Here is a 25,799-nt window from a genome sequence, read left to right on the forward strand (position 1 = left end):
GGTCCCCTCATGTCCGCACCAGATTCCGCCCTTCTCCAGGCCTGTCGCGCGCGCCGCGCCCGCGTGCTCGACCACCTGCGCGCCGCCGGCGGCGGCGTGGCGATCCTGCCCACGGCCCCGGAAGCGATGCGCAACCGCGACAGCGACTTCCCGTACCGGCACGACAGCTACTTCTACTATCTGAGCGGCTTCACCGAGCCCGAGTCGGTGCTGGTGCTGATCGCCGTGCCGGCCGGCGGCAGCGACCGCAGCATCCTGTTCTGCCGCCCCAAGCACGAAGAGCGCGAGATCTGGGACGGCTTCCGCTACGGCCCCGAAGCGGCACGCGAGGTGTTCGGCTTCGACGAGGCCCACTCGATCGAGGAGATCGACGCCCAGCTGCCGCAGCTGCTCGCCAACCAGAATCTGATCGCGTATCCGCTGGCCGCTTCGACCCGCATCGACATGCAGGTGCGCCGCTGGCTCGACGCGGTGCGCACGCAGGGCCGCGCCGGCGTGGTGGCGCCGTCGAGCGCGCTCGACATCCGCACGCTGCTCGACGAGATGCGGCTGTTCAAGGACGCCGGCGAGCTCGACATCATGCGCCGCGCCGCGCAGATTTCGGCCCAGGCCCATGTGCGCGCGATGCAGGCCAGCCGCGCCGGCCTGCGCGAATACCATCTGGAAGCCGAGCTGCTGTACGAGTTCCGCCGCAACGGCGCGCAGAGCGTGGCCTACAACTCGATCGTCGCCGCCGGCCCCAATGCCTGCGTGCTGCACTATCGCGCCGGCCCGGCCGAACTGCGCGACGGCGACCTGTGCCTGATCGACGCCGGCTGCGAACTGGACGGCTACGCGTCCGATATCACGCGGACCTTCCCCGTGTCGGGCCGCTTCTCGCCGGCGCAGCGCGAGCTCTACGATCTGGTGCTGGCCGCGCAGCAGGCTGCCATCGACCAGACGCGCGTCGGCGTGCCGTACAACGTGCCGCATGACGCGGCGGTGCGCGTGCTGGCGCAGGGCATGCTCGACACCGGCCTGCTGGACCGGAACAAGGAAGGCGGCGTCGACGACGTGATCGCCAGCGGCAGCTATCGGCGTTTCTATATGCACCGCACCGGGCACTGGCTCGGCATGGACGTGCACGACGTCGGCGAGTACCGCGTGCCCGGCCCGGCCCCCACCGAAGGCGAACGCCCGTGGCGCCCGCTCGAGGCCGGCATGGTGCTGACGATCGAGCCCGGCATCTACGTCCGCCCGGCCGAGGACGTACCGGAGCGCTACTGGCATATCGGCATCCGCATCGAGGACGACGCGGTGGTCACGGCCGACGGTCCCTGTGAATTGATGACCCGCGGCGTCCCGGTCGACGCCGACGAGATAGAGGCGCTGATGCGCGAACGGAGTGAGTTGTAATGGTCAGCTGGTTGAGAAAACTGTTCGGCGGCGCCGATGACAACGCGACGGCGTCGCGAACGCAGGCGGAGCCGGAACAGCCGTTCATCGTCAATCTGTTCGACGACCGCCTGGTGGTCCATCGTCCCGACGGCCAGCGCGAAGAGGTCGAATGGCAGGCGCTGGAGCGCGTGGTCGCGCGGGTCTCGCGGCGCGCGCCGTGGACCGGCAAGGCCTGGCTGATCCTGATCGGCGAGGAACGCCCCGACGGCCGCCAGCAAGGCTGCGTGACGCCGCTCGACGCCGTCAACCACGAGGCGCTGCTGGCACGGCTGCGCGCAATGCCGGGCTTCGATCAGACCCTGCTCGACAACGCCCTGCGCGATGCGCGCAACGGCAGGACGCGCGAGGACGTGGTGTGCTGGCAGCGCGGCGGGCCGGAAAGCGCCGCTGCCGGAGGTGCCAACGATGAACCAGCCCAGCCCTGAACTGCACGGCGACGCCTGCGACATCGCCATCGTCGGCGGTGGCCCGGTGGGCCTCGCGCTGGCCTGCCGGCTGCTGCAGACCAGCCCCTGGCGTATCGCGCTGATCGACGCCGCCACGCCGGCGCGCGCCGCCCGCGATCCGCGCGCGATCGCGCTGTCGCACGGCAGCCGCGATCTGCTGGCGCAGCTCGATGCGTGGCCCGTGGCGGCCACGCCGATCGAGCACATCCATGTGTCGCAGCGCGGCCGCTTCGGCCACGTCAAGCTGCATCACGACGACTACGGCATTCCGGCGCTCGGCTATGTGGTCCGCTACGGCGACCTGTGCGCGGCGCTCGAGCACGCACTTGGACGTGCCGGCGGCCAGCAGCGGCTGGTGCGCGCGTTCGACACGCGCATCGATGCCATCGACCAGATCGACCGGACCGACCGGATGGACGGAGGCTTTCCGCCCGAAGCCAGGCACGGCCCCGCGGGCGCCGCGGCCGAGGCCGTCGCCGCGGGTTCGCCGGACACCGCGCCGGTGCAGTTGCGCGGCGCCGGTCCCGACGGCCAGCCGGTGCGCCTGGGCGCGAGCCTGGCGGTGCAGGCCGAGGGCGGCCTGTTCCATCAGCAGGTCGCGCGCACGGCCGCGGCCGGCGCCACGGGAACGCGCCGCCGCGACTATGGGCAGACCGCGATCGTTTCGCATGTCGCCTGCAGCCATCCGCTGCCCGGCTGGGCCTGGGAACGCTTCACCGAGCAGGGGCCGCTGGCGCTGCTGCCGCACGATCTGGACGACGACCCGCATGGCGACGGCGGCTCGGGCTACGCGCTGGTCTGGTGCTGCTCGCCCGAGGAGGCCGCGCGGCGCCTGGCGCTGGACGACGCCCGCTTCCTGGCCGAGCTCGGCGAGGTCTTCGGTCCGCGCATGGGACGCTTCACGCGGGTCGGCAAGCGTCACGCCTTCCCACTGGGCCTCAATGCCGCGGAGCTGACCGTCAAGGGCCGGCTGGTGGCGATCGGCAACGCCGCGCAGACCCTGCATCCGGTCGCCGGCCAGGGGCTGAACCTGGGGCTGCGCGATGCCTTCGCGCTGGCCGACGAGCTGCGCACCGCCTGCACGCCGCAGGCGCTGGCCGCATTCGGCGCACGCCACCGGCTCGATCGCGCGGTGACCATCGGCGTCACCGACCTTCTGCCGCGCGTGTTCGGCATTCCCTATCCGCTGGCCGCGCACGCGCGCGGCGCCTCGCTGGCAGCGCTGGCCTGCCTGTCGCCGCTGAAGCACGCGCTGGCGCATCAGATGATCTACGGCATGCGCCGCTGATCCCGCTGGCGCAACGAGTCGTCGGGAGTTCGGAGCCGGCTCCCGGCCGCTCCGGTCCCATGTCGCGCCGCAGCACATCGGCCCTGCTTATTTATTGGGCAGCCGGCCGGTTTAGCGGTAAAATCCCGCCCTCGCACATGCCCCCCGCTTCACCGCCGACGCTGCTTCGGCCGGGCATGCCTTTCGCCATTCGATCCGTGACACCGCCCAGTGGCGCCCGGTCACGGCCAGCCTTTCTGGACGTCGCCGGACCCTAGCCGTGCAAATCGGACCTCACCAACTTCGCAACAACCTGTTCGTCGCGCCGATGGCCGGCGTCACGGACCGCCCCTTCCGCCAGCTGTGCAAGACGCTCGGCGCGGGCTATGCGGTCTCGGAGATGGTGGCGTCGAACGCGCAGCTGTGGAAAAGCGAAAAGACCATGCGCCGCGCCAACCACGACGGCGAGGTCGAGCCGATCGCGGTGCAGATCGCCGGCGCCGAGCCCGGCATGATGGCGGAGGCGGCGCGCTACAACGTCGACCGCGGCGCGCAGATCATCGATATCAATATGGGTTGCCCGGCCAAGAAGGTCTGCAATGTCGCGGCCGGCTCGGCGCTGCTGCAGAACGAGCCGCTGGTCGTGCGCATCGTCGAGGCGGTGGTCGGCGCGGTGGGCGACCGCGTGCCCGTCACGCTGAAGATCCGCACCGGCTGGGACCGGCAGAACCGCAACGCGGTGCGCGTCGCGCGCATGGCGGAAGCGGCGGGCATCAGCATGCTGACCGTGCATGGCCGCACCCGCGCGGACCTGTACCACGGCGAGGCTGAGTACGAGACGATTGCCGCGGTCAAGGATGCGATCCGCATCCCGGTGGTCGCCAACGGCGACATCACCACGCCGCAGAAGGCGCGCCACGTGCTGGCAGTTACCGGCGCCGACGCGATCATGATCGGCCGCGCCGCGCAGGGACGCCCGTGGCTGTTCCGCGAGATCGCGCATTTCCTGGCCACCGGCGAGCTGCTGCCGGCGCCGGAAGTGGCCGAGATCCGCGCCATCATGAACGCGCATCTGCAGGACCACTACGCCTTCTATGGCGAATTCACCGGCGTGCGTACCGCGCGCAAGCATATTGCCTGGTACACGCGCGGACTCAAGGGTGCCAATCTGTTCCGGCACCGGATGAACACACTGGAAAGCACCGAGGCGCAGCTGGCCGCCGTCAACGCTTTCTTCGACGAGCAGGCCGCGCTGTCCGACCGGCTGGTGTATGTCGACGAAGGCGAAGCACAGACCGGCGCATCGAACAACAACAACAGGGAGTTGCTTGCCGCATGAGCCGCAATGTTATCGACCAATGCATCCGGGACAGCCTGAGCGCCTATTTCCGCGATCTGGACGGCGAGCAGCCGTCGAACATGTACAACATGGTGCTGGAGGCGGTGGAACGGCCGCTGCTGGAGACGGTGATGGCGCGTGCCGACCGCAACCAGTCGCTGGCCGCGGCCTATCTCGGCATCAATCGCAATACGCTGCGCAAGAAGCTGCAGCAGCACGGTTTACTTTGAAGCGTCCTCCATCACCATGATCAAGCAAGCCCTTCTCTCCGTTTCCGACAAGACCGGCATCGTCGACTTCGCGCGCGAACTGCATGCGCTCGGCGTGACGCTGCTGTCCACCGGCGGCACCGCCAAACTGCTCGCCGACGCCGGCCTGCCGGTCACCGAGGTGGCCGACTACACCGGCTTCCCCGAGATGCTCGACGGCCGCGTCAAGACGCTGCACCCGAAGGTCCACGGCGGCATCCTGGCGCGCCGCGACCTGCCGGAGCACATGGCCGCGCTGGCCCAGCACGACATCCCGACCATCGACCTGCTGGTGGTCAACCTGTACCCGTTCCAGCAGACCGTCGCCAAGGACGACTGCACGCTGCCCGACGCGATCGAGAACATCGACATCGGCGGCCCGACCATGCTGCGCTCGGCGGCGAAGAACCATCGCGACGTGACGGTGATCGTCGATCCGGCCGACTACGCGCCGGTGCTCGACGAAATGCGCGCCAACGGCAACCAGGTCGGCTACGACACCAACTTCCGGCTGGCCACCAAGGTGTTCGCGCATACCGCGCAATACGATGGCGCCATCACCAACTACCTGACCAGCCTCGGCCCGGACAAGTCGCACCAGGCCCGCAGCGCCTATCCGCAGACGCTGAACCTGGCGTTCGAGAAGGTGCAGGAGATGCGCTACGGCGAGAACCCGCACCAGTCGGCGGCGTTCTACCGCGACCTGAAGGCCGTCGACGGCGCGCTGGCCAACTACGTGCAGCTGCAGGGCAAGGAGCTGTCGTACAACAACATCGCCGACGCCGATGCGGCGTGGGAATGCGTCAAGTCCTTCGGGCCCGGCGATGGCGCGGCCTGCGTCATCATCAAGCACGCCAACCCGTGCGGCGTGGCGATCGGCGCCAATGCGCTGGAGGCCTACGAGAAGGCGTTCAAGACCGATTCGACCTCGGCCTTCGGCGGCATCATCGCCTTCAACGTCGAGCTCGACGGCGCGGCCGCGCAGGCGGTCGCCAAGCAGTTCGTCGAGGTGCTGATCGCGCCGTCGTTCAGCGCGCAAGCACGCGAGGTGTTCGCCGCCAAGCAGAACGTGCGCCTGCTGGAAATTCCGCTCGGCAAGGGCGTCAACCAGTATGACCTGAAGCGCGTCGGCGGCGGCCTGCTGCTGCAAAGCCCGGACGCCAAGAACGTGCAGCCGTCCGAGCTGCGCGTCGTCACCAAGCGCCATCCGACGCCGAAGGAAATGAGCGATCTGCTGTTCGCGTGGCGCGTCGCCAAGTTCGTCAAGTCCAACGCCATCGTGTTCTGCGGCGGCGGCATGACGCTCGGCGTCGGCGCCGGCCAGATGAGCCGCGTGGACTCGGCCCGCATCGCCAGCATCAAGGCGCAGAACGCCGGCCTGACGCTGGCCGGCTCGGCGGTGGCCTCCGACGCGTTCTTCCCGTTCCGCGACGGCCTGGACGTGGTGGTCGACGCGGGCGCGACCTGCGTGATCCAGCCGGGCGGCTCGATGCGCGACGACGAAGTGATCGCCGCCGCGGACGAACGCAATATCGCGATGGTGCTGACCGGCACCCGGCATTTCCGGCATTGAGTCCGGACCAAGGGGACCGAGCGGCAACGCGCCGCTCGCAGCCGGGCGAGCAGATCGAATGAGCGGTACGAACGCGCAGTTCGACGAGCACCGGCTGTCCTCTCCCCTGCCCCTCTCCCGCTAGCGGGAGAGGGAACCTTGACGACCCTCAAGCCGCGCGCGCCAACCTTTGAATGCGCTTGCGCGGTTTTCGTGAGGCAGTCCAAAGATCATAGGCGGACTGCAAACCGATCCACATCTCGCTGCTGGTGCCCAGCGCGTCTTCCAGCCGCAGGGCGATATCGAGCGTGATCGCGGCGTGTCCGTTGACGATGCGCGATAGCGTCGCCCGCGTGACGCCGATATGTCGCGCGAAATCGGTCAGCGTCATGGCATCCAGGTCGCGCAGCCATTCGGCGAGCACCGTACCCGGATGCGGTGGGTTGTGCATCCTCGTCATGATTCGATCCCCTCGATAGCCTAGTGATAGTCCTGGTATCCACCCTCTGAGAGCTTTGGCTTTACGCCCGGCGATTTGCGGGATTCGACGACCGTAACGAACGCGCTTACACTAGCGGCCAACCTAGACTCATTGATCCAATGCGCATCCTCGGCATCGACCCCGGCCTTCGTACCACCGGCTTCGGCGTGGTCGAAAAGCACGGCCACAAGCTCGCCTACATCGCCTCGGGCACCATCAAGAGCGATGGCAACGGCAGCCTGCCCGAGCGTCTGAAGACGCTGTATGACGGCATTGCCGAGGTCACGCGAACCTATGCGCCCGATTGCGCGGCGATCGAGAAGGTGTTCGTCAACGTCAATCCGCAATCGACGCTGCTGCTCGGGCAAGCCCGTGGCGCGGCGATCTGCGGGCTGGTGGGCTATGGCCTGCCGGTGTTCGAATACACCGCGCTGCAGTTGAAGGTCGCCGTGGTCGGCTATGGCCGCGCCAACAAGGCGCAGGTGCAGGAGATGGTGGCGCGGCTGCTGGCCCTGCCCGGCCATCCCAGCTCCGATGCGGCCGACGCGCTCGGCGTGGCGATCTGCCATGCCAATGGCGGCGATACGCTTGCCACGCTGAGCGGCCTGGCACCCGAACTCGCGCGCAAGGGCGTGCGGGTGCGGCGCGGCAGACTGGTCGGCTAGCGCCGGCTCTTTCGGTTCTCGGGTTCTCGGGCTCTCGGGCTCTCGGGCTCTCGGGCTCTCGGGCTCTCGGGCTCTCGGGCTCTCGGGCTCTCGGGCTCTCCGGCTCTCCGACTCTCCGGCTCTCCGGCTCTCCGGCTCTCCGGCTCTCCAGCTCTCCAGCTCTCCGGCTCTCCAGCTCTCCAGCTCCCCGGCTCTCGGGCTCTCGCGGCTCTCCAGCCCCCGCGGCGCTGACGGCGTCCCAGGCGACGCCCGCCTCACTTACAATCGGCCTCATCCCGCGCTCGAGGAGGCCGCATGTCCCGTCCCAGCTTGATCCCCCGTTTTGCCTTGCAGCCCGCCGCGCGACTCCACGCCGCGATGTCGGCCGCGATGCTGGCCGCCCTGCTCGCGGGCTGCGTCACCCAACCCGTGCCGCCCGCCGCGCCCGCCGCCGAACCGCCGCAAGCCCAACCGGCACCGCCGAAGCCCAAGCCGCTGGTGATCGGCCATCGCGGCGCCAGCGCACTGCGGCCCGAACATACGCTGGCCGCGTACAGCAAGGCGATCGAGGACGGCGCCGACCTGATCGAACCCGATCTGGTTGTCACGCGCGACGGCGTGCTGGTGGCCCGGCACGAGAACGAGATCGGGGGCACCACCAACGTCTCCACGCTGCCGCAGTTCGCCGACCGCAAGCGCATCAAGGTGATCGACGGCGAGCGGCTGGAAGGCTGGTTCACCGAGGACTTCACGCTGGCAGAGCTGAAGACGCTGCGGGCCCGCGAGCGCATTCCGAAGCTGCGCCCGGCCAATACGCAATACGACGACAAGTTCGAGATCCCGACGCTCGCCGAGATCATCGAACTGGCCGCCAATGCCTCGCGCCGCAGCGGCAGGACCATCGGCCTCTATATCGAGACCAAGCATTCGAGCTACTTCCGCGGCATCGGCCTGCCGATCGAAGAGAAGCTGGTCGAGGCGCTGCGCGCCAACGCCCACACGCGCCGCGCGCCGGTCTATCTGCAATCGTTCGAGACCGCCAATCTGCGCGCGCTGCGGCAGCGCATCGGCAAGTCGATGCCGAACGTCAAGCTGGTGCAGCTGATCGGCAATGCCACCAAGGCGCCGGCCGACTGGCGCCTGGCCGGCGATACGCGCCGCTACGCGGACATGATCACGCCGCTCGGCCTGCGCGAGGTGGCCACCTATGCCGACGGCATCGGCCCCGAGCGCACGCACGTGGTGCCGCGCGACAGCGCCGGCGCGCTCGGCACGCCGACCGCGCTGGTGCGCGACGCGCATGCGGCGGGCCTGGTCGTGCATCCCTACACGCTGCGTCCCGAGAACGCCTTCCTGCCCAAGAGCCTGCGCGGCCCGGGCGGGGACGCCGCGCGGCATCCGGCCGGCATGATCCGCGAGGCGCGGGCGCTGATCGACGCCGGTGTGGACGGCTTCTTCACCGACGATCCGGCGCTCGGCCGCCGCGCGGTGGATGCGCCGTAGAACCGCCGTAGAAGCGCCGTAGAAGCGGAGTAGACCCGCCGCAGACACGCCATGGACCGCCATGGAGCCCCGTAGTCGCGCGGCGGACCGTCTGCCTCGCTGCGCTACACTGGCGCCCTTTCAGACCGACCCATGCCGGCGTGCGCAACAACGCGCCGGCAGCCCATCCCCCGCAAGCCACCATGATCGGACGCATCGCCGGCACCCTCATCGAGAAGAACCCCCCGCATCTGCTGGTCGACTGCCACGGCGTCGGCTATGAGGTCGACGTGCCGATGAGCACCTTCTACAACCTGCCCGCGGTCGGCCAGCCCGTCACGCTGCTGACGCAGCTGATCGTCCGCGAGGATGCGCATCTGCTGTACGGCTTCGGCAGCGCCGAGGAACGCAATACCTTCCGCGAGCTGATCAAGATCAGCGGCATCGGCGCGCGCATGGCGCTGGCGGTGCTGTCGGGCATGTCGGTCGCCGAACTGGCGCAGGCCATCACGCTGCAGGAGGCCGGCCGGCTGACGCGCATTCCCGGCATCGGCAAGAAGACCGCCGAACGGCTGCTGCTGGAGCTCAAGGGCAAGCTTGGCGCGGAGCTCGGCCACGTCGGCGGCGCGGCGGCCGCGCACGACAGCGCCGCCGATATCCTGAACGCGCTGCTGGCGCTGGGCTATTCCGACAAGGAGGCCGCCGCGGCGACCAAGCAGGTCCCTGCCGGCACGGGCGTCTCCGAAGGGATCAAGCTCGCGCTGAAGGCCCTGTCGAAAGGCTGAGGCCGCGCGGCGGCGCGGGCCGGTGTGCAGCAGTGGGCGAGCCGGCATGCGAGCCGGTGTGCAGGCGGTGTGCGAGCCCGTGTGCGAGCCGGTGTGCGAGCCCGTGCGCGAGCCCGTGCGCGAGCCGGTGCGCGAGCCCGTGCGCGAGCCGGTGCGCGAGCCGGTGCGCGAGCCGGTGTGCGGGCCGGTGTGCGGGCCGGTATGCTGGCCGGCGCGCGAGCCCCCGCGTGACCTGTGCCCGCTGAGACGGCGGCCGGCGCCGATGATGCCGTGGGCTACAATCGAGCCAGTTTTCCCGCCTCCGCGCCATGATCCAGACCGACAAGTTCGCCCCGAGCCGCCCTGCCGACAGCGGCGACCGCCTGATCGCCGCCACGCCCGCCTCCAGCAGCGAGGAGGCCTTCGAGCGCGCGCTGCGGCCCAAGCTGCTCGACGACTATGTCGGCCAGCAGAAGGTGCGCGACCAGCTCGACATCTTCATGCACGCGGCGCGCAATCGCCGCGAGGCGCTCGACCACGTGCTGCTGTTCGGCCCGCCGGGCCTGGGCAAGACCACGCTGGCTCATATCATCGCGCGCGAGATGGGCGTCAACCTGCGCCAGACTTCCGGGCCGGTGCTCGAGCGGCCCGGCGACCTTGCCGCGCTGCTGACCAACCTCGAAGCCAACGACGTGCTGTTCATCGACGAGATCCACCGGCTGTCGCCGGTCGTCGAGGAAATCCTGTACCCCGCGCTCGAGGACTACCAGATCGACATCATGATCGGCGAGGGCCCGGCCGCGCGCTCGGTCAAGCTAGATCTGCAGCCGTTCACGCTGGTCGGCGCCACCACGCGCGCCGGCATGCTGACCAATCCGCTGCGCGACCGCTTCGGCATCGTCGCCCGCCTGGAGTTCTATACCGCCGACGAGCTGGCCCGCATCGTCACGCGTTCGGCGCAGCTGCTGCACGCGCGCATCGATCCGACGGGCGCGCTCGAGATCGCGCGCCGCTCGCGCGGCACGCCGCGTATCGCCAACCGCCTGCTGCGGCGCGTGCGCGACTATGCCGAGGTCAAGGGCGACGGCACCATTACGCGGGAGATGGCCGATGCCGCGCTCGCGATGCTCGACGTGGACCGCGTCGGCTTCGACCTGATGGACCGCAAGCTGCTCGAGGCGATCCTGCACAAGTTCAGCGGCGGCCCGGTCGGCGTCGACAACCTGGCCGCGGCGATCGGCGAGGAGCGCGACACCATCGAGGACGTGCTCGAACCCTATCTGATCCAGCAGGGCTATCTGCAACGCACGCCGCGCGGACGCGTGGCGACGCCGGCGGCCTACCGGCACTTCGGGCTGGCGGCGCCGGGCGGCGCGCAGGGAAGCATCCTGCCGGACGAGGCATGATCCGATAAACCACCGTGGAGGCGCCGATGCGAAACGATCGAGACAGCACGATACGACGCGGGGCGCGCGCGCTGGCGCTGGCCTGCACGAAGACGGTCACGTTGACGGGCGCGTTGATGGGCGCGTTGATGGGCGTGTTGGCGGCCGGCGCCATCGGCAGCGCGAGCGCACAAACCGCGTCCGCCACCACCGCGGCAGAGGTCGTCCGCATCGACGCCTCGAATGCGGTACTGGTGCGCGGACCGCAGGGTCAGCTGACCGAATTGATGACCGGCGACGAGGCTCGCCATTTCGGTACGGTCAACGCCGGCGACCGCCTGACGGTGACGCGTGGCCCGGCACGGATCACGAAGCTGGAGCCGCTGGCGAGCCGCAATGTCGCGACCGCGGAATCGGTGGACCGGCTGTCGCGCCGCCTCGACGACGGCCGGCCCGGCGTGGTGCGCGAGATCACCACCACGGCCACCGCCGAAATCGTTGCGGTCGATCCGATCGGACGCACGGTGACGTTCCGCGGCCCGCGCAACGCGGAGCACGCCGCGCGGGCGGACGACATCTCGATCGACGTGGCCGGCCTGCGGCCGGGCCAGATGGCCCGGATCGTGTATCGAGAGACGGTGGAGATTACGAGGGAGGGACGGTAGTCCCGACGCTGTCCGCTGTGATCGGAGTCAGGAAGGTTTGCTCCCCTCTCCCGCGAGCGGGACAGGGAAGAAAACCCATTGCGGCGGCTACCGGCTGACGAGCCTTGCGTCAGGCCGCTTTCGGCTGGCGCTCGCGGTCCCGCTGCTCATCGTCGACCGCACCGCTGACGCGCGCACCCAGCGCCTCGCCGATCATCAGCAGGCTCGGATGTTGCGGGTCGATCCATGCCGCGGCTTCGCCCGCCGCCATCTGCCGCAGCGTGAACTGTCGGCTGCGCTGATGCGGGGTCGAGGCGGCCTCGACCACCCAGGCCGGCGTCGATGCCGGTTTGCCGTGCGCGATCAGCTGCGCGGCGATCGAAGCCGCCTGGTCGCGACCCATGTAGTACACCAGCGTATCGGCCTTGACGTCGGCCTCCACGTCGATGGTGTCGGGCGCCTTCGCCTGCGTGGCAAACGCCACGCTGCGCGACACGCCGCGCTTGGTCAGCGGACGCGCGATCGCCGAGGCGGCGGCCAGCGCGGCCGTGATGCCCGGCACGATCTCGTAGGCGATGCCCGCCTCTTCCAGCGCCTGCAATTCCTCGTCGGCGCGGCCGAACAGCATCGGATCGCCGCCCTTCAGGCGCACCACGCGTTCGTACTTGTGCGCCAGGTCGACGATCTGCCGGTTGATGAAGAGCTGCGCGGTCGAGCGCTTGCCGCAGCGCTTGCCGACCTCGACCAGCCGGGCCTGGGGACACCAGGCCAGCATCTCGGGCGACACCAGCGCATCGTGCAGCACCACTTCGGCTTCGCCCAATAGTCGTGCACCACGCACCGTAATGAGGTCCGCCGCGCCGGGACCGGCGCCAATCAGGTAGACCTTGCCCATATTGCTGCTCCTCGTGATTCCTGGATCGACTTCGATCTCGCTTCGATGTCAGGAATATGCACGGATCATGCCCGCGGCGACCGTGTGATTGGTGGCCTCGTCGATCAGCACGAACGCGCCGGTGGCCGGGTTGTCGCTGTAGACGTCGCACACCACCGGCTTCTGCAGCGTGATCTGCACCGAGCCGATATCGTTCAGGCGAATGTCGTGACGGCCGGTCTCGTGCGACAGCGTATGCACGTCGAGCACGCGGTCCACCGACGACACGCGCGCGAACACGCTGGCGGTGGTGTGCTTGAGCACGTATTTGCGCGCGGTGTTCAGCGCCGCATCGTCGAACCAGCACAGGTCGGCCTGCAGCTTCTTCGCCGGCAGCGCCTGCTCGGTTTCCGCGGCGGCGGCCACGAACATGTCACCGCGCGATACATCGACGTCTTCCGCCAGCCGAATGGTGATGGTTTCGCCGGCGCTCGCCTCCTCGGCCGCGCCGTTCGGCGTCAGCACCTCGGCGACCACCGCCTCGCGGTTGGCCGGCAACACGCGCACGGCCTGGCCGACGCGGACCGTGCCCGCCTCGACGCGGCCGGCATAGCCGCGGAAATCGTCGGACTGCGCACCGTCCTGGCGGATCACCAGCTGCACCGGGAAGCGCAGCGCGGCCTCGCCCTGCGGCGCGACTTCCTCGACCGGCAGCGCCTCGAGCAGCGGCAGCAGCGGCTCGCCCTGATACCAGGGCATCGCCTCGCTGGCATGCACGATGTTGTCGCCGCGCAGCGCGGACACCGGCACGTAGCGCACGTCCTTCAGGCCCAGCTGGCTCGCCAGCTCCGCATAGGCGGCACGGATCTCGTTGAAGCGCTGTTCGCTGTAGTCGACAAGGTCCATCTTGTTGACCGCGACGATCACGTGCTGCAGCTCGAGCAGCTTGACGATCGCGGTATGGCGCTTGGTCTGCGCCAGCAGCTGCGCGCGGCCGTCGGCCACGGTCACGCGAGTGGCGTCGATCAGCACGATCGCGGCGTGCGCGGTCGAGGCGCCGGTGACCATGTTGCGGGTGTACTGCTCATGGCCCGGCGTATCCGCGATGATGAACTTGCGGCGCGCGGTCGAGAAATAGCGGTAGGCCACGTCGATCGTGATGCCCTGCTCACGCTCGGCCTCGAGGCCGTCGGTCAGCAGCGAGAAGTCGATCTGCTCGCCGGCGGTGCGCTTGTTCTTGGCGTTCGCCAGCGCGGTCAGCTGGTCCGACAGCACCGCCTTGCTGTCATACAGCAGGCGGCCGATCAGCGTGCTCTTGCCGTCGTCGACCGAACCGGCGGTGATGAAACGCAGAAGGCCCTGGTGGGCGGCTTGGGTGGTCATGATGCAATCCTGTCTCTGGGCGTCGCTGCTTGCGTCGCTGCTTGCGTCGTTACTTGCGTCGTTAGCTGCGTCGCGGCGTGCGTCAATGTCGCTGGATCGGTCCGGCTCAGAAGTAGCCTTCCTTCTTGCGGCGTTCCATCGACGCTTCGCTGGTCTGGTCGTCCATGCGCGTGGCGCCGCGCTCGGTGATCTCGGTGACGGCGGTCTCGGCGATGATCTCGACCGGGGTCGCCGCGGTGCTGGCCACCGGGCAGGTGCAGCTGATGTCGCCGACCGTGCGGAAGCGCACCGACAGCACCTCGCTGACATCGCCGTCCTGCTTCGGCGTCAGCGGCGTCACCGGCACCAGCAGGCCGTTGCGGCGGACGACCTCGCGCTGGTGCGCGTAGTAGATCGGCGGCAGCGCCAGGTTCTCGCGCGCGATGTACTGCCACACGTCCAGCTCGGTCCAGTTCGAGATCGGGAAGACGCGCATCTGCTCGCCCGGCGCCATGCGGGCGTTGTACAGGCTCCACAGCTCGGGCCGCTGCGCCTTCGGATCCCATTGGCCGAACTCGTCGCGGAACGAGAAGATGCGTTCCTTGGCGCGCGCCTTTTCCTCGTCGCGGCGGGCACCGCCCATCAGCGCGTCGAACTGGTGCTGCTCGATCGTCTCCAGCAGCGTGACGGCCTGGGCCGCGTTGCGCGAATCGGTTTCCTTGCGCAGCCGCACGGTGCCGCGCTTGATCGAATCCTCGACATGGCCGACCACCAGCCGCGCGCCGATCTCGGCCACGCGCTGGTCGCGGAAGGCGATCACCTCGGGATAGTTGTGGCCCGTGTCGATATGTACCAGCGGAAACGGCAGCTCGATCTTGCGGTTGCCGAGCCGGAACGCCTTCAGCGCCAGATGCAGCATCACGATCGAGTCCTTGCCGCCGGAGAACAGCAGCGCCGGGTTGCGGCACTCGGCGGCGACCTCGCGGATGATGTAGATCGACTCGGCCTCGAGCCGGTCCAGGTGGTCGTTCTGCACCTCGATCAGGTGCGCGATGTCGGGATTGCCGTCGCGCGTGGCCGCGGCGCCGGCCTGGAGTTCGTTCATGATGCCCATCTGTGGCCTCAATGCTTGATGTTCTGTTCGTGCAGGCCGCACTCTTTCGAGTCGCGGCTTTCCCACCACCAGCGGCCGGCGCGCACATCCTCGCCGGCGCGCACGGCGCGCGTACACGGTTCGCAGCCGATGCTGGGATATCCCTTGGCGTGCAGCGCGTTGATCGGCACCGCATGGCGCTTCAGATAAGCCCACACTTCGGCCTCGGTCCAGTCCGCGAGCGGATTGAACTTCGGAATGCCGCGCGCCTCGTCGATTTCCTCGAACGGCAGGTCGGCACGCGTGACCGCCTGCTCGCGGCGCTGGCCGGTCAGCCAGGCATCGGCGTGCGACAGCGCGCGGTTCAGCGGCTCGACCTTGCGGATGCCGCAGCATTCCTTGCGCAGCTCGACGCTGTCGTAGAAAGCGTTCAGGCCGTGCTTGCGCACATAGTTCTCGACCGCTTCGGCATCGGGCGTGAAGCGCTCGATCTCGTAGCCGTAGTGCGCCTTGACCTCGTCGAGCATCGCCAGCGTCTCGGCGTGCAGGCGGCCGGTCGCCAGCGTGAACACGCGGATGCCGGCGCGCAGCGCGGCCGAGCCGCGCAGGATCGCGTCGGTGATCACCATGTCCTCGGCGGCCAGGCTCGACGCAAAGCGCGCGCGGTAGAAGCGGCTCGCGATCGCTTCGAGCCGCTCGGCCAGCGCGGCCTCCTTGGCCTCGAGCGCGGCGGTGCTGCCGGTGTATTCCGGCGCCGTCCACAGCGCGGGGCGCAGCGGCGAGGCGGCCGGAATCTCCGAAGCGGTCCCCGGCAGTTCGACGATCGGAATCACGCTCATGCCGATTCCCGCTGTTCGGCGCGCGCCCGGCGGAACAGTGGCAGCGGCTCGTCCACCGAGGCCTGGTAGGTCACGGTGAATTCGCTGAAGCCCTTGAGCGCGTCCTCGATGTTCTTGTCGGCGCGCACGGCAAAGGCGTCGAAGCCGCAGCGCTTCATGAAGTTCAACTGGTCGCGCAGCACGTCGCCGATCGCGCGCAGCTGGCCCTTCCAGCCATAGCGGGTGCGCAGCAGATAGGCGGTGGAAAAGCCGCGGCCATCGCGGAACACCGGGAAGTCGACCGCGAGCAGCGACACGCGCGCCAGCTCGCCGGCAACGTCGCCCGGCTCGTCGTCCGGTGCCAGCCAGATGCCGGTGCGGGCCGCGTCGCGGCTGGCCAGCAGGCCGTCCTTGTGCGCCAGCCAGACCGGCAGCGGGAACAGCACCGCGTCCTGGCTCGATGCCGCCGCGGCGATCTGCTCGTCGGTCGGGGCCTGGCCCTCGGCGCCGCGCAGCACGGTCCACGCGTCGTCGACGATCGCCGGCACGGCGGCCTGGCCGCCGTCGGCGCGTTGCAGTTGGATGATCTTTGCCATATTCGTTCTCGATGCGTTTGCTGTCGTCGATGCCGTCAATCTCAGGCTTCGGCGCGTTCGCGCTGCTTGTCCGCGTAGACGCGCTCCTTGAAGGGCGCGACGCCGATGCGGGCGAAAGTGTCGATGAAGCGTTCGTCCTCGATGCGGTGCGCGACGAAGGTCTCGATGATGCGGCTGACCACGTCCGGCATTTCCTCGGCCTTGAACGAGGGGCCGATCACCTTGCCCAGCGCGGTCTGGTTGCCCTGCGCGCCGCCGAGCGTGACCTGGTACCACTCCTCGCCGTCCTTGTCGACGCCGAGCACGCCGATGTTGCCGACGTGGTGATGGCCGCAGGCGTTGATGCAGCCCGAGATGTTCAGCGAGACCTCGCCGAGGTCGTGCACGAAGTCCAGATCGTCGAAGCGCTGCTGGATCGCCTGCGCGATCGGGATCGACTTGGCATTGGCCAGCGAGCAGAAGTCGCCGCCGGGGCACGAGATGATGTCGGTCAGCAAGCCGATGTTCGGCGTGGCCAGGCCGTTGGCCTTGGCCAGCTGCCACAGGTCGTACAGGTCGCGCTTGCGCACGTCCGGCAGCACCAGGTTCTGCTCGTGCGCGACCCGCAGCTCGCCGTAGCCGAAGCGGTCGGCCCAGTCGGCCACCAGCTCCATCTGCTCGGCGGTCACGTCGCCGGGAGGCGCGGCCACGCCGGGCTTGGTCGACAGCGTCACCGCGGCATAGCCCGGCACCTTGTGGCCGTGCACGCTGCGGCGGACCCAGCGGGCGAAGGCCTTGTCTTCCAGCAGATGCTTCTCGAAGCTGGTGTCGGTGTCGGGCAGCTTTTCATAGGCCGGCGGCGCGAAATGCCGCGCGACACGGTCGAACTCGGCCTGCGTCAGCGTGCCGGGACCATCCTTGCTGTGCTGCCATTCGGCCTCGACTTCCTCGGCGAACTTCTCCGCGCCCAGCGACTTGACCAGGATCTTGATGCGGGCCTTGTACTTGTTGTCGCGGCGGCCATAGCGGTTGTAGACGCGGATCGCCGACTCGATATAGGTCAGCATGTGCTGCCACGGCAGATCGTGCTTGATGATCGTGCCCAGGATCGGGGTACGGCCCAGGCCGCCGCCGGCCAGGATGTTCAGGCGCAGTTCGCCGGCCGCGTTGCGGTAGGCGTAGACACCGATATCGTGCATCTGCACCACGGCGCGGTCGTCCTTCGAGGCCGAGATCGCGATCTTGAACTTGCGCGGCAGGAAGGCGAATTCGGGCTGGAAGGTGCTCCACTGGCGCAGCAGCTCGGCCAGCGGGCGCGGGTCCACCGCCTCGTCCGGCGCGACGCCGGCGAAGTGGTCGGTGGTGATGTTGCGCACGCAGTTGCCCGAGGTCTGGATCGCATGCATCTCGACCGAGGCGAGGTCGGCCAGTGCATCGGGCACGCGCTCGAGCTCCATCCAGTTGTACTGGATGTTCTGGCGCGTCGAGAAGTGGCCGTAGCCGCGGTCGTAGTGGCGCGCCAGATGCGCCAGCATGCGCAGCTGCTTCGACGCCAGCAGGCCATAGGGAATCGCCACGCGCAGCATGTAGGCGTGGCGCTGCATGTAGAGGCCGTTCTGCAGGCGCAGCGGCAGGAATTCTTCCTCGGTCAGCTCGCCCGACAGGCGGCGACGCACCTGGTCACGGAACTGCGCGACGCGCTCGGCAACGATGCGCTGGTCGTATTCATCGTACTGATACATGGTGTGGGTCCGTTCAGTATGCGTTCGTGTTCGTGGGTGTTCGTTCGTACGGGCCGCGGGACAGCAGCACCGCGGCTAGGAAACCAGCTTGATCGCCACCAGCGTCAGCGTGGTGGCCAGCGCGCCGCGCACCAGCCGCTCCGGCAGCGCGCGCGACAGTTGCGCGCCCAGCCAGATGCCGGGGATCGAGCCCACCAGCAGCGCCAGCAGCAGGTTCCAGTCGACGGTGCCGAGCCACACGTGGCCCAGCCCGGCCAGCGCGGTCAACGGCACCGCGTAGGCGATATCGGTGCCGGCCACCTCGGCCGGCTTCATGCGCGGATACAGCAGCAGGATCAGCGTCGCGCCGACCGCGCCGGCGCCGATCGACGACACCGTGACCAGCACGCCGATCACCACGCCGACGATCACCGTGGCCACCGCCTGGGCGCGGCCTTCCAGCTGAAAACGGGGATTGCGGGCCAGCCATTCGAGCAGCTGGCGGCGGAACAGCAGCGACAGCACGGTCAGGATCACCGAGATGCCGATCGACAGACGGATCGCGTGCAGCCAGCCGGCGTCGAGTTCGCCGGCGCTCTTGAGGACGAGAATGGCGGCCAGCGCGGCCGGCAGGCTGCCGATGCACAGGCGCCTGACCACCTGCCACTGGATATGGCCGTGGGCGCGGTGCGCCAGCGTGCCGAAGCCCTTGGTGATCGCCGCGAAGGCCAGGTCGGTACCGACCGCGGTGGCAGGCGAGAAGCCAAACAGCAGCGTCAGCAGCGGCGTCATCAGCGAGCCCCCGCCCACGCCGGTCAGACCGACGAGGATGCCTACCAACAGACCGGAAACGGTAAAGGCCAGGGACATGGGGGCGCACCGAAGTGGGTCCCCGCCGGGCCGCGCCGGCGATGTAACGCCGGGCGCACGGGGACTAGCCGTTCATTAACAAAGTTCGCAAATCGTAATAAACTCGCCTCATATCTCAAACTAATAAGAAGTTGTTTGTTTATACGGACGACGATATATGAACCTGCACCAATTCCGCTTCGTGCGCGAGGCCGTCCGTCAGAACTTCAACCTGACCGAAGCTGCTAAAGCGCTCTACACGTCACAACCCGGGGTCTCCAAGGCGATCATCGAACTCGAGGAAGAGCTGGGTGTCGATATCTTCACTCGGCACGGCAAGCGGATCCGCAGCCTGACCGAGCCGGGCCGCCGCATCCTGACCTCGGTCGAGAAGATCCTGCAGGAGGTCGAGAGCCTGAAGCGGGTCGGCAAGGACTACGCCGCCCAGGACCAGGGCAACTTCACGATCGCCACCACGCACACGCAGGCGCGCTATGCGCTGCCCCGCGTCATCGGCGAGTTCACCAAGCGATACCCGAAGGTGCGCCTCTCCATTCAGCAGGGCAACCCGGCGCAGATCGCGGACATGGTGCTGCACGACCATGCGGACCTGGGCATCGCCACGGAAGGCATCTCCGGCGACAAGAATCTGGTGTCGCTGCCCGGTTACCAGTGGCAGCACACCATCGTGACGCCGCCGGACCACCCGCTGCTGGACAAGCCGCACCTGTCGCTGGAGGACCTGGTCAGTTATCCGATCGTCACCTACGACCCGAACTTCGCCGGCCGGACCAAGATCGACAAGGCGTTCGAGTTGCGGCAATTGCAGCCGGACATCGTGCTGGAGGCGATCGACGCAGACGTGATCAAGACCTATGTGGAGATCGGCCTCGGCATCGGCATCGTCGCCGGCGTGGCGTTCGACCCCGAGCGCGACCGCAATCTGCGCGGCATCCCGGCCGGCCACCTGTTCGGCACCAATGTGACGCATCTGGCCGTCAAGCAGGGCGCCTACCTGCGCAGCTTCGTCTATACCTTCATCGAACTGTTCTCGCCGACGCTGAACCGCAAGCTGGTCGAGCAGGCGATGTCGGGCGACCACGAGGCGTACGAACTGTGAGCGCACATCAACCTGAACAGCGGCCCAGCCAGGACGGCGCGCCTGAGACCACCCTCGGCGCCACGGCCGAGCCCACCATCGAGTGGACCGAGGAAGGCGTGACGCACCGCGCCCGCTGGCGCTCGGAGGCCGGCATGCCGCCGCCGCGACGGGTGGTGATCGCCGACGACCGCACCGACGCCGATACCGCCTACCGCCTCGCCTGCGAGGGCACCGCCCTGCTGTGGCGCGGCGACTTCCAGAACGCGCGCCAGCTGCTGCAGGCGATGGCGCGCCGGGTCGAACGCAAGCCCCGCCGGGCCCAGCGCCAAGCCAAGGCCAAGCCCGCGCCGGCCACGCCGGCCGAGGCCTTCCATCTGCATCGGCAGGCGCAGGCGCAGCGCGCCCGCACCTTGGGCATGCTGCTGCTGCCGTTCGGGGCCGATCACACCGTACCGCTGCGCCGCGCGCCCGATGTGCGCGAGGCCTGCACCGAGGCCTACGGGCCGGGCGACCAGCCCTATGTCGCCTCGATGCGCGAACTGCTGGGCCTGATCGGCGCGCACGAATGGCGCAAGAAGGGCGTGCCGGTGCCGGCGCTGGGCGACCGCATCCATCCCTGGTATGGCGTGTTCTCGCCGGTGCGCGGCGAGTATGTCGATCTCGTCGGCCAGGCACCGTTGCCGAAGGCACTGGCGCGCGAATCGCTGGCATTCGATATCGGCACCGGCACCGGCGTGCTGGCCGCGATGCTGGCGCGACGGGGCGTGGCCCGCGTCGTCGCCACCGACCAGGACCCGCGCGCGCTGGGCTGCGCCGCCGACAATATCGCCCGGCTGGGGCTGACCGGACAGGTCGAGATCGTGCAGGCAGACCTGTTTCCGTCGGGCCGCGCCCCGCTGGTGGTCTGCAATCCGCCCTGGGTACCGGCACGCGCCAACGCGCCGATCGAACATGCGATCTACGATCCCGACAGCCGCATGCTGCGCGGCTTCCTCGCGGGCCTGGCCGCGCATCTCACCGATGACGGCGAAGGCTGGCTGATCCTGTCGGACCTCGCCGAGCATCTCGGCCTGCGCAGCCGCGAGGCGCTGCTCGGCATGATCGAGGCCGCCGGGCTGCAGGTGCTGGGCCGCATCGACATCAAGCCGCGCCATCCCCGCGCCGCCGACGCCGACGATCCGCTGCATGCGGCCCGAGCCGCGGAGATGACCTCGCTGTGGCGGCTCGCGCCGAAGACAGCCGGCTAGCCCGGCTGATGCCGGACCCGACGGGATGGAAGTCCGATCGAAGCCGGATGGAAGCCCTATAGGACTGGATCGAAGCCGGATCGAAGCCGGATCGAAGCCGGATCGAAGCCATATGGAAGCCACATCGAAGCTGGATGAGCCAGACAGAAGCCAACAAGCCGAAGGAGGAGACCCCATGCCACGATCCACCCTGCCCCGCCTGCGACGCTCGCTGCGCCCGGTCACGCTGGCGCTAGCCGCCGTCGGCGCCGCGAGCGCCCTGCTCAGCGGCACCGCGCACGCCGACATCCGCGTCGGCATCGACGTCTCGACCACCGGCCCGGCCGCGTCGATCGGCATTCCGTCGAAGAACACCATCCTGATGTGGCCGGCGACGCTGGGCGGGCAGAAGGCCGAGTACATCCTGCTCGACGACGGCTCGGACCCCTCGGCCGCGGTGCGCAACGTCCGCAAGTTGATCTCCGAGGAAAAGGTCGACGTGATCGTCGGACCCAACATCACGCCGACCGCGCTGGCCGCGCTGGACGCGGTATCGGAGGGCGAAACCCCGATGGTTGCGCTGGCCGCCTCGGCCGCGATCGTCGAGCCGCAGACCGACCCGAAGCGGCGCTGGGCCTTCAAGATGCCGCAGAACGACTCGCAGATGGCGACCGTGCTGACCGAGCACATGAGCAACCACGGCGTGCGCACGGTCGGCTTCATCGGCTTCAACGACGCCTACGGCGAGAGCTGGTGGCGCGAGTTCTCCAAGCTGGCCGAGGTCCGCAAGATCCGCGTGGTCGCCAGCGAACGCTTCTCGCGCAACGACACCTCTGTCACCGGCCAGGTGCTCAAACTGATGGCCGCCAACCCCGACGCGATCCTGATCGCCGGCGCCGGCACGCCGTCGGTGCTGCCGCAGAAGACGCTGGGCGAGCGCGGCTACAAGGGCAAGGTCTATCAGACCCATGGCATCGCCACCGGCGAATTCCTGCGCATGGGCGGCAAGGATGTCGAGGGCACGCTGTTCCCGACCGGCCCCGTCGTGGTCGCGCGCCAGCTGCCCGACACCCATCCGGTCAAGAAGGTCGCGCTCGACTTCGTGACCCGCTACGAGGCCAAGTACGGCGCGGACTCGATCACGCAGTTCGCCGGCGATGCGTGGGGCGCGTGGCAACTGCTCGATGATGCCGCGAAGCGCGCGCTGAAGACCGGCGCGCAGCCCGGCACGCGCGAGTTCCGCCAGGCCATGCGCACCGCGCTGGAAACCACCGCCAATCTGACCGTGCCCAACGGCGTGCTGAATCTGAGCCCGCGCGACCACCAGGGCTTCGATCAGCGCTCGCGCGTAATGGGCGTGATCCGCAACGGCAAGTTCAGTTACGCGGGACAATAAGGCCGGCATTGCCGGGCGCGGCCTTTCTTGGCCGGCGCCCGGTGCCGCGCAACAACAAGATCAGCAAGGAGTTGTCGTCATGACTACGATCGCCTTTATCGGCCTGGGCGCGATGGGCTCGCAGATGGTGCGCCATCTGCTCGCGGCCGGACACACCGTACGCGCCTCGGTGCGCCGGCCGGAAGCCGCCGACGCGGCGCGCGAACTGGGCGCCGAACCGTTCTTCAGCCCCGCCGAGGCGGCTCGCGGCGCCGAGGTCGTATTCACCAACGTGACCTCGTCGGAGGATGTCCGCATGGTGCTGCTCGGCGAAGGCGGCGCGATCGAAGGCGCGGCGCCGGGCACGATCTGCATCGACCACAGCACGATCTCGCCCGTGGTCACGCGCGGGATCGCCCAGGCGCTCGCCGAACGCGGCATCGAGGCGCTCGACTGCCCGGTGTCGGGCGGCACGGTCGCCGCCGAGGCCGGCACGCTGACCATCATGGTCGGCGGCAAGGCCGAGGTCCTCGAGCGCGTTCGGCCGCTGCTCGCGTGCTACGGCAAGACCATCACGCATATCGGCGACAACGGCGCGGGCCAGGTCGCCAAGCTGTGCAACCAGATTGCGCAGGTGGTCAATATCGAAGGGATCGCCGAGGCGATGCGCTTCGCGCAGTCGCAGCAGGTCGACATGCAGCGCGTGCTCCAGGCGATGTCGACCGGCATGGCCGGCAGCCGCATGCTGGACATGATGGGGCCGAAGATGGTCGCCCGCGATTTCGCCGCCGGCATCCAGGCGCGCCTGCACGACAAGGACTTCGGCCTCGCCGCCGACGTCGCCCGCGAAGCGGGCCTCGCCCTGCCCGCGATGCAGGCCACCGCGGCGCAGCTGCAAACCCTGATGCGCAACGGTTGGGGCAAGGACGACACCTCGTCGCTGCTGCGCGTGCTGGAGGATCAGGGCTGAGGTCTGCGGCCGGCCAATCGGCGCCCGGCCAGTCCGTGGCCGGCCCCCCCTTGGTTGTCCGGCCAGTCGATTTGCGGCATAATCCGCTGCTCAGCGCAGTGCCTCCGCCGTTTCTCCGGCGACCCTCCGGCACGATCGCGCACCCGCCCGGGTGGTGAAACAGGTAGACGCAGGGGACTCAAAATCCCCCGCCGCAAGGCGTGTCGGTTCGAGTCCGACCCCGGGCACCATCACGAATCCATTCCCTCTTGTCTACATTGCTTGGCCAGCATCCCCCTTAGGGACATGCATCGGCGTGGGTTTTTCGCGCACCTTACTGGTCGCCTTTGCTGCCCGGTATCGAGAGGTATCACGAGGTATCACGACATTTGATACCGCGTGGCACCCAGCGGGTTCGGCTCCTTAAGCCCGTTCCCAAGGGTTGACCCCAATGGAACCCCCTCCGCCGAAATTTGTATGATGACCTTATTACCTGATAAGGCATCACACCGGTCCAAGCCATGTTCGACAAGGTTTCCGCCCCCGCGATGAGCGATACGGTCGCTCAGCAACTGCTCAAGCAGATCGAGATCGGCAGTTTTGCGGCCACCGGCAAGCTGCCCACCGAGGCCGTGCTGGCGCAGCAGTTCGGCGTCAGCCGCACGGTGATTCGGGAGGCGATTTCCCGGCTCAAGAACGAAGGCGTGGTCGAGCCGCGCCAGGGCAGCGGCGTGTTCGTCAAGGAGCATGGCGCGATCCGGCCGCTGCGCATCGACTACGCCGAGGCGGTGGAGGCGAGCTCGATGCCGCATTTGCTGGCGGTGCGCCGGGCCATCGAGGCGGAGGTGGCGGCGGAGGCCGCGCGGCGCTGCACGGACCGGGATATCGCCGACATCGACGCGGCGCTGGCCAACATCGACGAGGCGGTCGCCGCCGGGCGCGATGGCGTGGCCGAGGATGTGGCCTTCCACCGCAAGATCGCCGCGGTGACCGGCAACCCCTATTTCATCAAGACACTGAATTTCCTGAACCAGTACCTCGAGGCCGGCGTCGCAGTGACCCGCCGCAACGAGGCGACACGCGACGATTTCTCGCGCCAGGTTCGCGAGGAACACGCCGCCATCGTCGACGCGATCCGCGCACGCGACCCCATGGCGGCGCGCAATGCCGCCCTCACCCACCTGTACAACGCCGAGCGCCGGCTGTCGCAAGCCGGCATCTGCTGAGCGGCCGTAGCGGCGGCACGCGCCAACCAGGAACAGATCATGTCACGACATATTGGAGTCATCGGCCTCGGTGCCATGGGCCTCGGCGTTGCGCGTTCGCTGCTGCGCGCCGGCTTTCGCGTCCACGCCTGCGACGTGCGCGACGATGTGCTGCGGGCGTTCGCTGCCGAAGGCGGCATCGCCTGCGCCACGCCGGCCGAACTGGGCGCGCAGTGCGACGTGGTGGTGACGCTGGTGGTCAATGCCGCGCAGACCGAAGCGGTACTGTTCGGCGAGCGGGGCGCGGCGGCCCGCATGAAGCCCGGCAGCGTGGTGATCGCCAGCGCCACGGTGGCCCCGGACTTCTCCGTGCAACTGGGCGAGCGCCTGGAAGCGGCGGGACTGCTGATGCTTGACGCCCCGGTGTCGGGCGGCGCGGCACGCGCGGCGTCGGGCGAGATGACGATGATGACGTCGGGACCGGCGGCCGCCTATGCCGCCTGCGAGGATGTGCTGGAGGCCATGGCCGGCAAGGTCTATCGCCTCGGCGAGCAGTACGGTGCCGGCTCCAAGGTCAAGATCATCAATCAGTTGCTGGCTGGCGTGCATATCGCGGCCGCGGCCGAGGCGATGGCCCTCGGTCTGCGCGAGGGCGTCGATCCCGACGCGTTGTACGACGTGATAACCCATAGCGCCGGCAACTCGTGGATGTTCGAGAACCGCGTGCCGCATATCCTCAATGGCGACTACACCCCACTGTCGGCGGTCGACATCTTCGTCAAGGACCTGGGCCTGGTGCTCGATACCGCGCGCCGCAGCAAGTTTCCCCTGCCGCTGTCGGCCACCGCTCACCAGATGTTCATGAGCGCGTCCAGCGCCGGCCATGGTGGCGAGGACGACTCCGCGGTGATCAAGACCTTCCCCGGCATCACGCTGCCGCCCTCACGCTGACGACAGCCAC

Annotated in this window: 25 protein-coding genes and 1 tRNA gene; 18 read left to right on the plus strand and 8 right to left on the minus strand. The window is 68.8% G+C overall.

Annotated elements, in window-relative coordinates:
* Positions 1 to 9 precede the first annotated feature (9 nt).
* The 6 genes from F1599_RS12665 (at position 10) to purH (ending at position 6,310) form a co-directional block, all read left to right on the plus strand.
* Entirely contained in the window at positions 10 to 1,395 is a 1,386-nt protein-coding gene (locus F1599_RS12665) for an aminopeptidase P N-terminal domain-containing protein (protein WP_150083321.1), read from the plus strand.
* The gene (locus F1599_RS12670) at positions 1,395 to 1,862 is read left to right on the plus strand and encodes a hypothetical protein (RefSeq protein ID WP_150083322.1); all 468 of its coding nucleotides are present in this window, start codon (positions 1,395 to 1,397) and stop codon (positions 1,860 to 1,862) included. Before F1599_RS12665 ends, F1599_RS12670 begins: the two co-directional genes overlap by 1 nt.
* The gene (locus tag F1599_RS12675; RefSeq protein WP_150083323.1) at positions 1,843 to 3,171 is read left to right on the plus strand and encodes a UbiH/UbiF/VisC/COQ6 family ubiquinone biosynthesis hydroxylase; all 1,329 of its coding nucleotides are present in this window, start codon (positions 1,843 to 1,845) and stop codon (positions 3,169 to 3,171) included. The genes F1599_RS12670 and F1599_RS12675 overlap by 20 nt, the downstream gene beginning before the upstream one ends.
* A gap of 259 nt (positions 3,172 to 3,430) precedes the next feature.
* Positions 3,431 to 4,489 (plus strand): tRNA dihydrouridine synthase DusB, encoded by a 1,059-nt coding sequence (dusB, locus tag F1599_RS12680; RefSeq protein WP_150083324.1) that lies wholly within the window; start codon positions 3,431 to 3,433, stop codon positions 4,487 to 4,489.
* Positions 4,486 to 4,719, plus strand: a complete 234-nt coding sequence (locus F1599_RS12685) for a Fis family transcriptional regulator (protein ID WP_006578759.1) — start codon at positions 4,486 to 4,488, stop codon at positions 4,717 to 4,719. The genes dusB and F1599_RS12685 overlap by 4 nt, the downstream gene beginning before the upstream one ends.
* A 16-nt stretch (positions 4,720 to 4,735) precedes the next feature.
* Positions 4,736 to 6,310 carry a bifunctional phosphoribosylaminoimidazolecarboxamide formyltransferase/IMP cyclohydrolase gene (gene purH, locus F1599_RS12690; protein ID WP_150083325.1) on the plus strand — a complete coding sequence of 525 codons (1,575 nt, stop codon included), beginning with the start codon at positions 4,736 to 4,738 and terminating at the stop codon, positions 6,308 to 6,310.
* 148 nt (positions 6,311 to 6,458) lie between these two features.
* On the opposite strand, the gene F1599_RS12695 is transcribed toward purH, so the two are convergent.
* Complete coding sequence (locus F1599_RS12695; RefSeq protein ID WP_150083326.1) at positions 6,459 to 6,749, minus strand: HigA family addiction module antitoxin; 291 nt, start codon at positions 6,747 to 6,749, stop codon at positions 6,459 to 6,461.
* A gap of 140 nt (positions 6,750 to 6,889) precedes the next feature.
* Between F1599_RS12695 and ruvC the strand changes: the two genes are divergently transcribed.
* The 5 genes from ruvC (at position 6,890) to F1599_RS12725 (ending at position 11,710) form a co-directional block, all read left to right on the plus strand.
* Positions 6,890 to 7,435: a crossover junction endodeoxyribonuclease RuvC gene (gene ruvC, locus F1599_RS12700; protein ID WP_150083327.1), complete on the plus strand. Its 546-nt coding sequence runs from the start codon at positions 6,890 to 6,892 to the stop codon at positions 7,433 to 7,435.
* 294 nt (positions 7,436 to 7,729) lie between these two features.
* Positions 7,730 to 8,917, plus strand: a complete 1,188-nt coding sequence (locus F1599_RS12710) for a glycerophosphodiester phosphodiesterase (protein ID WP_150083328.1) — start codon at positions 7,730 to 7,732, stop codon at positions 8,915 to 8,917.
* Positions 8,918 to 9,099: 182 nt separating this feature from the next.
* Positions 9,100 to 9,681 carry a Holliday junction branch migration protein RuvA gene (gene ruvA, locus F1599_RS12715; protein WP_149316773.1) on the plus strand — a complete coding sequence of 194 codons (582 nt, stop codon included), beginning with the start codon at positions 9,100 to 9,102 and terminating at the stop codon, positions 9,679 to 9,681.
* A 308-nt stretch (positions 9,682 to 9,989) separates the two neighbouring features.
* Entirely contained in the window at positions 9,990 to 11,066 is a 1,077-nt protein-coding gene (ruvB, locus tag F1599_RS12720) for a Holliday junction branch migration DNA helicase RuvB (protein ID WP_149316772.1), read from the plus strand.
* A gap of 14 nt (positions 11,067 to 11,080) precedes the next feature.
* On the plus strand, positions 11,081 to 11,710 hold the full coding sequence (locus F1599_RS12725; RefSeq protein ID WP_223819615.1) for a hypothetical protein: 630 nt from the start codon (positions 11,081 to 11,083) through the stop codon (positions 11,708 to 11,710).
* Positions 11,711 to 11,819: 109 nt separating this feature from the next.
* Here F1599_RS12725 and cobA read toward each other — a convergent pair whose 3' ends face one another.
* From cobA to F1599_RS12760, 7 genes are all read right to left on the minus strand, one after another.
* Positions 11,820 to 12,584, minus strand: coding sequence for a uroporphyrinogen-III C-methyltransferase (gene cobA / locus F1599_RS12730; protein WP_150083329.1), 765 nt, complete (start codon positions 12,582 to 12,584; stop codon positions 11,820 to 11,822).
* Between the two features lie 48 nt (positions 12,585 to 12,632).
* Positions 12,633 to 13,946 carry a sulfate adenylyltransferase subunit 1 gene (locus F1599_RS12735; protein WP_150083330.1) on the minus strand — a complete coding sequence of 438 codons (1,314 nt, stop codon included), beginning with the start codon at positions 13,944 to 13,946 and terminating at the stop codon, positions 12,633 to 12,635.
* A gap of 106 nt (positions 13,947 to 14,052) precedes the next feature.
* Entirely contained in the window at positions 14,053 to 15,039 is a 987-nt protein-coding gene (gene cysD, locus F1599_RS12740; protein WP_149316768.1) for a sulfate adenylyltransferase subunit CysD, read from the minus strand.
* Positions 15,040 to 15,047: 8 nt separating this feature from the next.
* Complete coding sequence (locus F1599_RS12745; RefSeq protein ID WP_150083331.1) at positions 15,048 to 15,857, minus strand: phosphoadenylyl-sulfate reductase; 810 nt, start codon at positions 15,855 to 15,857, stop codon at positions 15,048 to 15,050.
* Positions 15,854 to 16,432: a DUF934 domain-containing protein gene (locus tag F1599_RS12750; protein ID WP_149316766.1), complete on the minus strand. Its 579-nt coding sequence runs from the start codon at positions 16,430 to 16,432 to the stop codon at positions 15,854 to 15,856. Before F1599_RS12750 ends, F1599_RS12745 begins: the two co-directional genes overlap by 4 nt.
* Before the next feature lie 41 nt (positions 16,433 to 16,473).
* On the minus strand, positions 16,474 to 18,153 hold the full coding sequence (locus F1599_RS12755) for a nitrite/sulfite reductase (protein ID WP_149316765.1): 1,680 nt from the start codon (positions 18,151 to 18,153) through the stop codon (positions 16,474 to 16,476).
* Between the two features lie 75 nt (positions 18,154 to 18,228).
* On the minus strand, positions 18,229 to 19,002 hold the full coding sequence (locus tag F1599_RS12760) for a sulfite exporter TauE/SafE family protein (protein WP_150083332.1): 774 nt from the start codon (positions 19,000 to 19,002) through the stop codon (positions 18,229 to 18,231).
* 157 nt (positions 19,003 to 19,159) lie between these two features.
* Here F1599_RS12760 and F1599_RS12765 point away from each other — a divergent pair, with 157 nt between their 5' ends.
* The 7 genes from F1599_RS12765 (at position 19,160) to ltnD (ending at position 25,789) form a co-directional block, all read left to right on the plus strand.
* Complete coding sequence (locus F1599_RS12765; protein ID WP_150083333.1) at positions 19,160 to 20,101, plus strand: CysB family HTH-type transcriptional regulator; 942 nt, start codon at positions 19,160 to 19,162, stop codon at positions 20,099 to 20,101.
* A 77-nt stretch (positions 20,102 to 20,178) separates the two neighbouring features.
* The gene (locus tag F1599_RS12770) at positions 20,179 to 21,330 is read left to right on the plus strand and encodes a methyltransferase (RefSeq protein ID WP_223819621.1); all 1,152 of its coding nucleotides are present in this window, start codon (positions 20,179 to 20,181) and stop codon (positions 21,328 to 21,330) included.
* 175 nt (positions 21,331 to 21,505) lie between these two features.
* The gene (locus tag F1599_RS12775; RefSeq protein ID WP_150083334.1) at positions 21,506 to 22,705 is read left to right on the plus strand and encodes an ABC transporter substrate-binding protein; all 1,200 of its coding nucleotides are present in this window, start codon (positions 21,506 to 21,508) and stop codon (positions 22,703 to 22,705) included.
* A gap of 79 nt (positions 22,706 to 22,784) precedes the next feature.
* Positions 22,785 to 23,654: an NAD(P)-dependent oxidoreductase gene (locus F1599_RS12780; protein ID WP_150083335.1), complete on the plus strand. Its 870-nt coding sequence runs from the start codon at positions 22,785 to 22,787 to the stop codon at positions 23,652 to 23,654.
* Positions 23,655 to 23,799: 145 nt separating this feature from the next.
* Positions 23,800 to 23,884, plus strand: a tRNA-Leu gene (locus tag F1599_RS12785).
* Between the two features lie 270 nt (positions 23,885 to 24,154).
* On the plus strand, positions 24,155 to 24,859 hold the full coding sequence (locus F1599_RS12790; RefSeq protein ID WP_150083336.1) for a FadR/GntR family transcriptional regulator: 705 nt from the start codon (positions 24,155 to 24,157) through the stop codon (positions 24,857 to 24,859).
* Positions 24,860 to 24,895: 36 nt separating this feature from the next.
* Entirely contained in the window at positions 24,896 to 25,789 is an 894-nt protein-coding gene (gene ltnD, locus F1599_RS12795) for an L-threonate dehydrogenase (RefSeq protein WP_395895741.1), read from the plus strand.
* Positions 25,790 to 25,799: the final 10 nt, after the last annotated feature.

Origin of the sequence: Cupriavidus cauae (assembly GCF_008632125.1) — a bacterium.
Taxonomy (GTDB): Bacteria; Pseudomonadota; Gammaproteobacteria; order Burkholderiales; family Burkholderiaceae; genus Cupriavidus; species Cupriavidus cauae.

Coding starts and splice junctions, on each gene's coding strand:
- F1599_RS12665 (WP_150083321.1), top strand. CDS start 10: ATGTCCGCACCAGATTCCGCCCTTCTCCAGGCCTGTCGCGCGCGCCGC.
- F1599_RS12670 (WP_150083322.1), top strand. CDS start 1,395: ATGGTCAGCTGGTTGAGAAAACTGTTCGGCGGCGCCGATGACAACGCG.
- F1599_RS12675 (WP_150083323.1), top strand. CDS start 1,843: ATGAACCAGCCCAGCCCTGAACTGCACGGCGACGCCTGCGACATCGCC.
- F1599_RS12685 (WP_006578759.1), top strand. CDS start 4,486: ATGAGCCGCAATGTTATCGACCAATGCATCCGGGACAGCCTGAGCGCC.
- purH (WP_150083325.1), top strand. CDS start 4,736: ATGATCAAGCAAGCCCTTCTCTCCGTTTCCGACAAGACCGGCATCGTC.
- F1599_RS12695 (WP_150083326.1), bottom strand. CDS start 6,749: ATGACGAGGATGCACAACCCACCGCATCCGGGTACGGTGCTCGCCGAA.
- ruvC (WP_150083327.1), top strand. CDS start 6,890: ATGCGCATCCTCGGCATCGACCCCGGCCTTCGTACCACCGGCTTCGGC.
- F1599_RS12710 (WP_150083328.1), top strand. CDS start 7,730: ATGTCCCGTCCCAGCTTGATCCCCCGTTTTGCCTTGCAGCCCGCCGCG.
- ruvA (WP_149316773.1), top strand. CDS start 9,100: ATGATCGGACGCATCGCCGGCACCCTCATCGAGAAGAACCCCCCGCAT.
- ruvB (WP_149316772.1), top strand. CDS start 9,990: ATGATCCAGACCGACAAGTTCGCCCCGAGCCGCCCTGCCGACAGCGGC.
- cobA (WP_150083329.1), bottom strand. CDS start 12,584: ATGGGCAAGGTCTACCTGATTGGCGCCGGTCCCGGCGCGGCGGACCTC.
- F1599_RS12735 (WP_150083330.1), bottom strand. CDS start 13,946: ATGACCACCCAAGCCGCCCACCAGGGCCTTCTGCGTTTCATCACCGCC.
- cysD (WP_149316768.1), bottom strand. CDS start 15,039: ATGGGCATCATGAACGAACTCCAGGCCGGCGCCGCGGCCACGCGCGAC.
- F1599_RS12745 (WP_150083331.1), bottom strand. CDS start 15,857: ATGAGCGTGATTCCGATCGTCGAACTGCCGGGGACCGCTTCGGAGATT.
- F1599_RS12750 (WP_149316766.1), bottom strand. CDS start 16,432: ATGGCAAAGATCATCCAACTGCAACGCGCCGACGGCGGCCAGGCCGCC.
- F1599_RS12755 (WP_149316765.1), bottom strand. CDS start 18,153: ATGTATCAGTACGATGAATACGACCAGCGCATCGTTGCCGAGCGCGTC.
- F1599_RS12760 (WP_150083332.1), bottom strand. CDS start 19,002: ATGTCCCTGGCCTTTACCGTTTCCGGTCTGTTGGTAGGCATCCTCGTC.
- F1599_RS12765 (WP_150083333.1), top strand. CDS start 19,160: ATGAACCTGCACCAATTCCGCTTCGTGCGCGAGGCCGTCCGTCAGAAC.
- F1599_RS12775 (WP_150083334.1), top strand. CDS start 21,506: ATGCCACGATCCACCCTGCCCCGCCTGCGACGCTCGCTGCGCCCGGTC.
- F1599_RS12780 (WP_150083335.1), top strand. CDS start 22,785: ATGACTACGATCGCCTTTATCGGCCTGGGCGCGATGGGCTCGCAGATG.
- F1599_RS12790 (WP_150083336.1), top strand. CDS start 24,155: ATGTTCGACAAGGTTTCCGCCCCCGCGATGAGCGATACGGTCGCTCAG.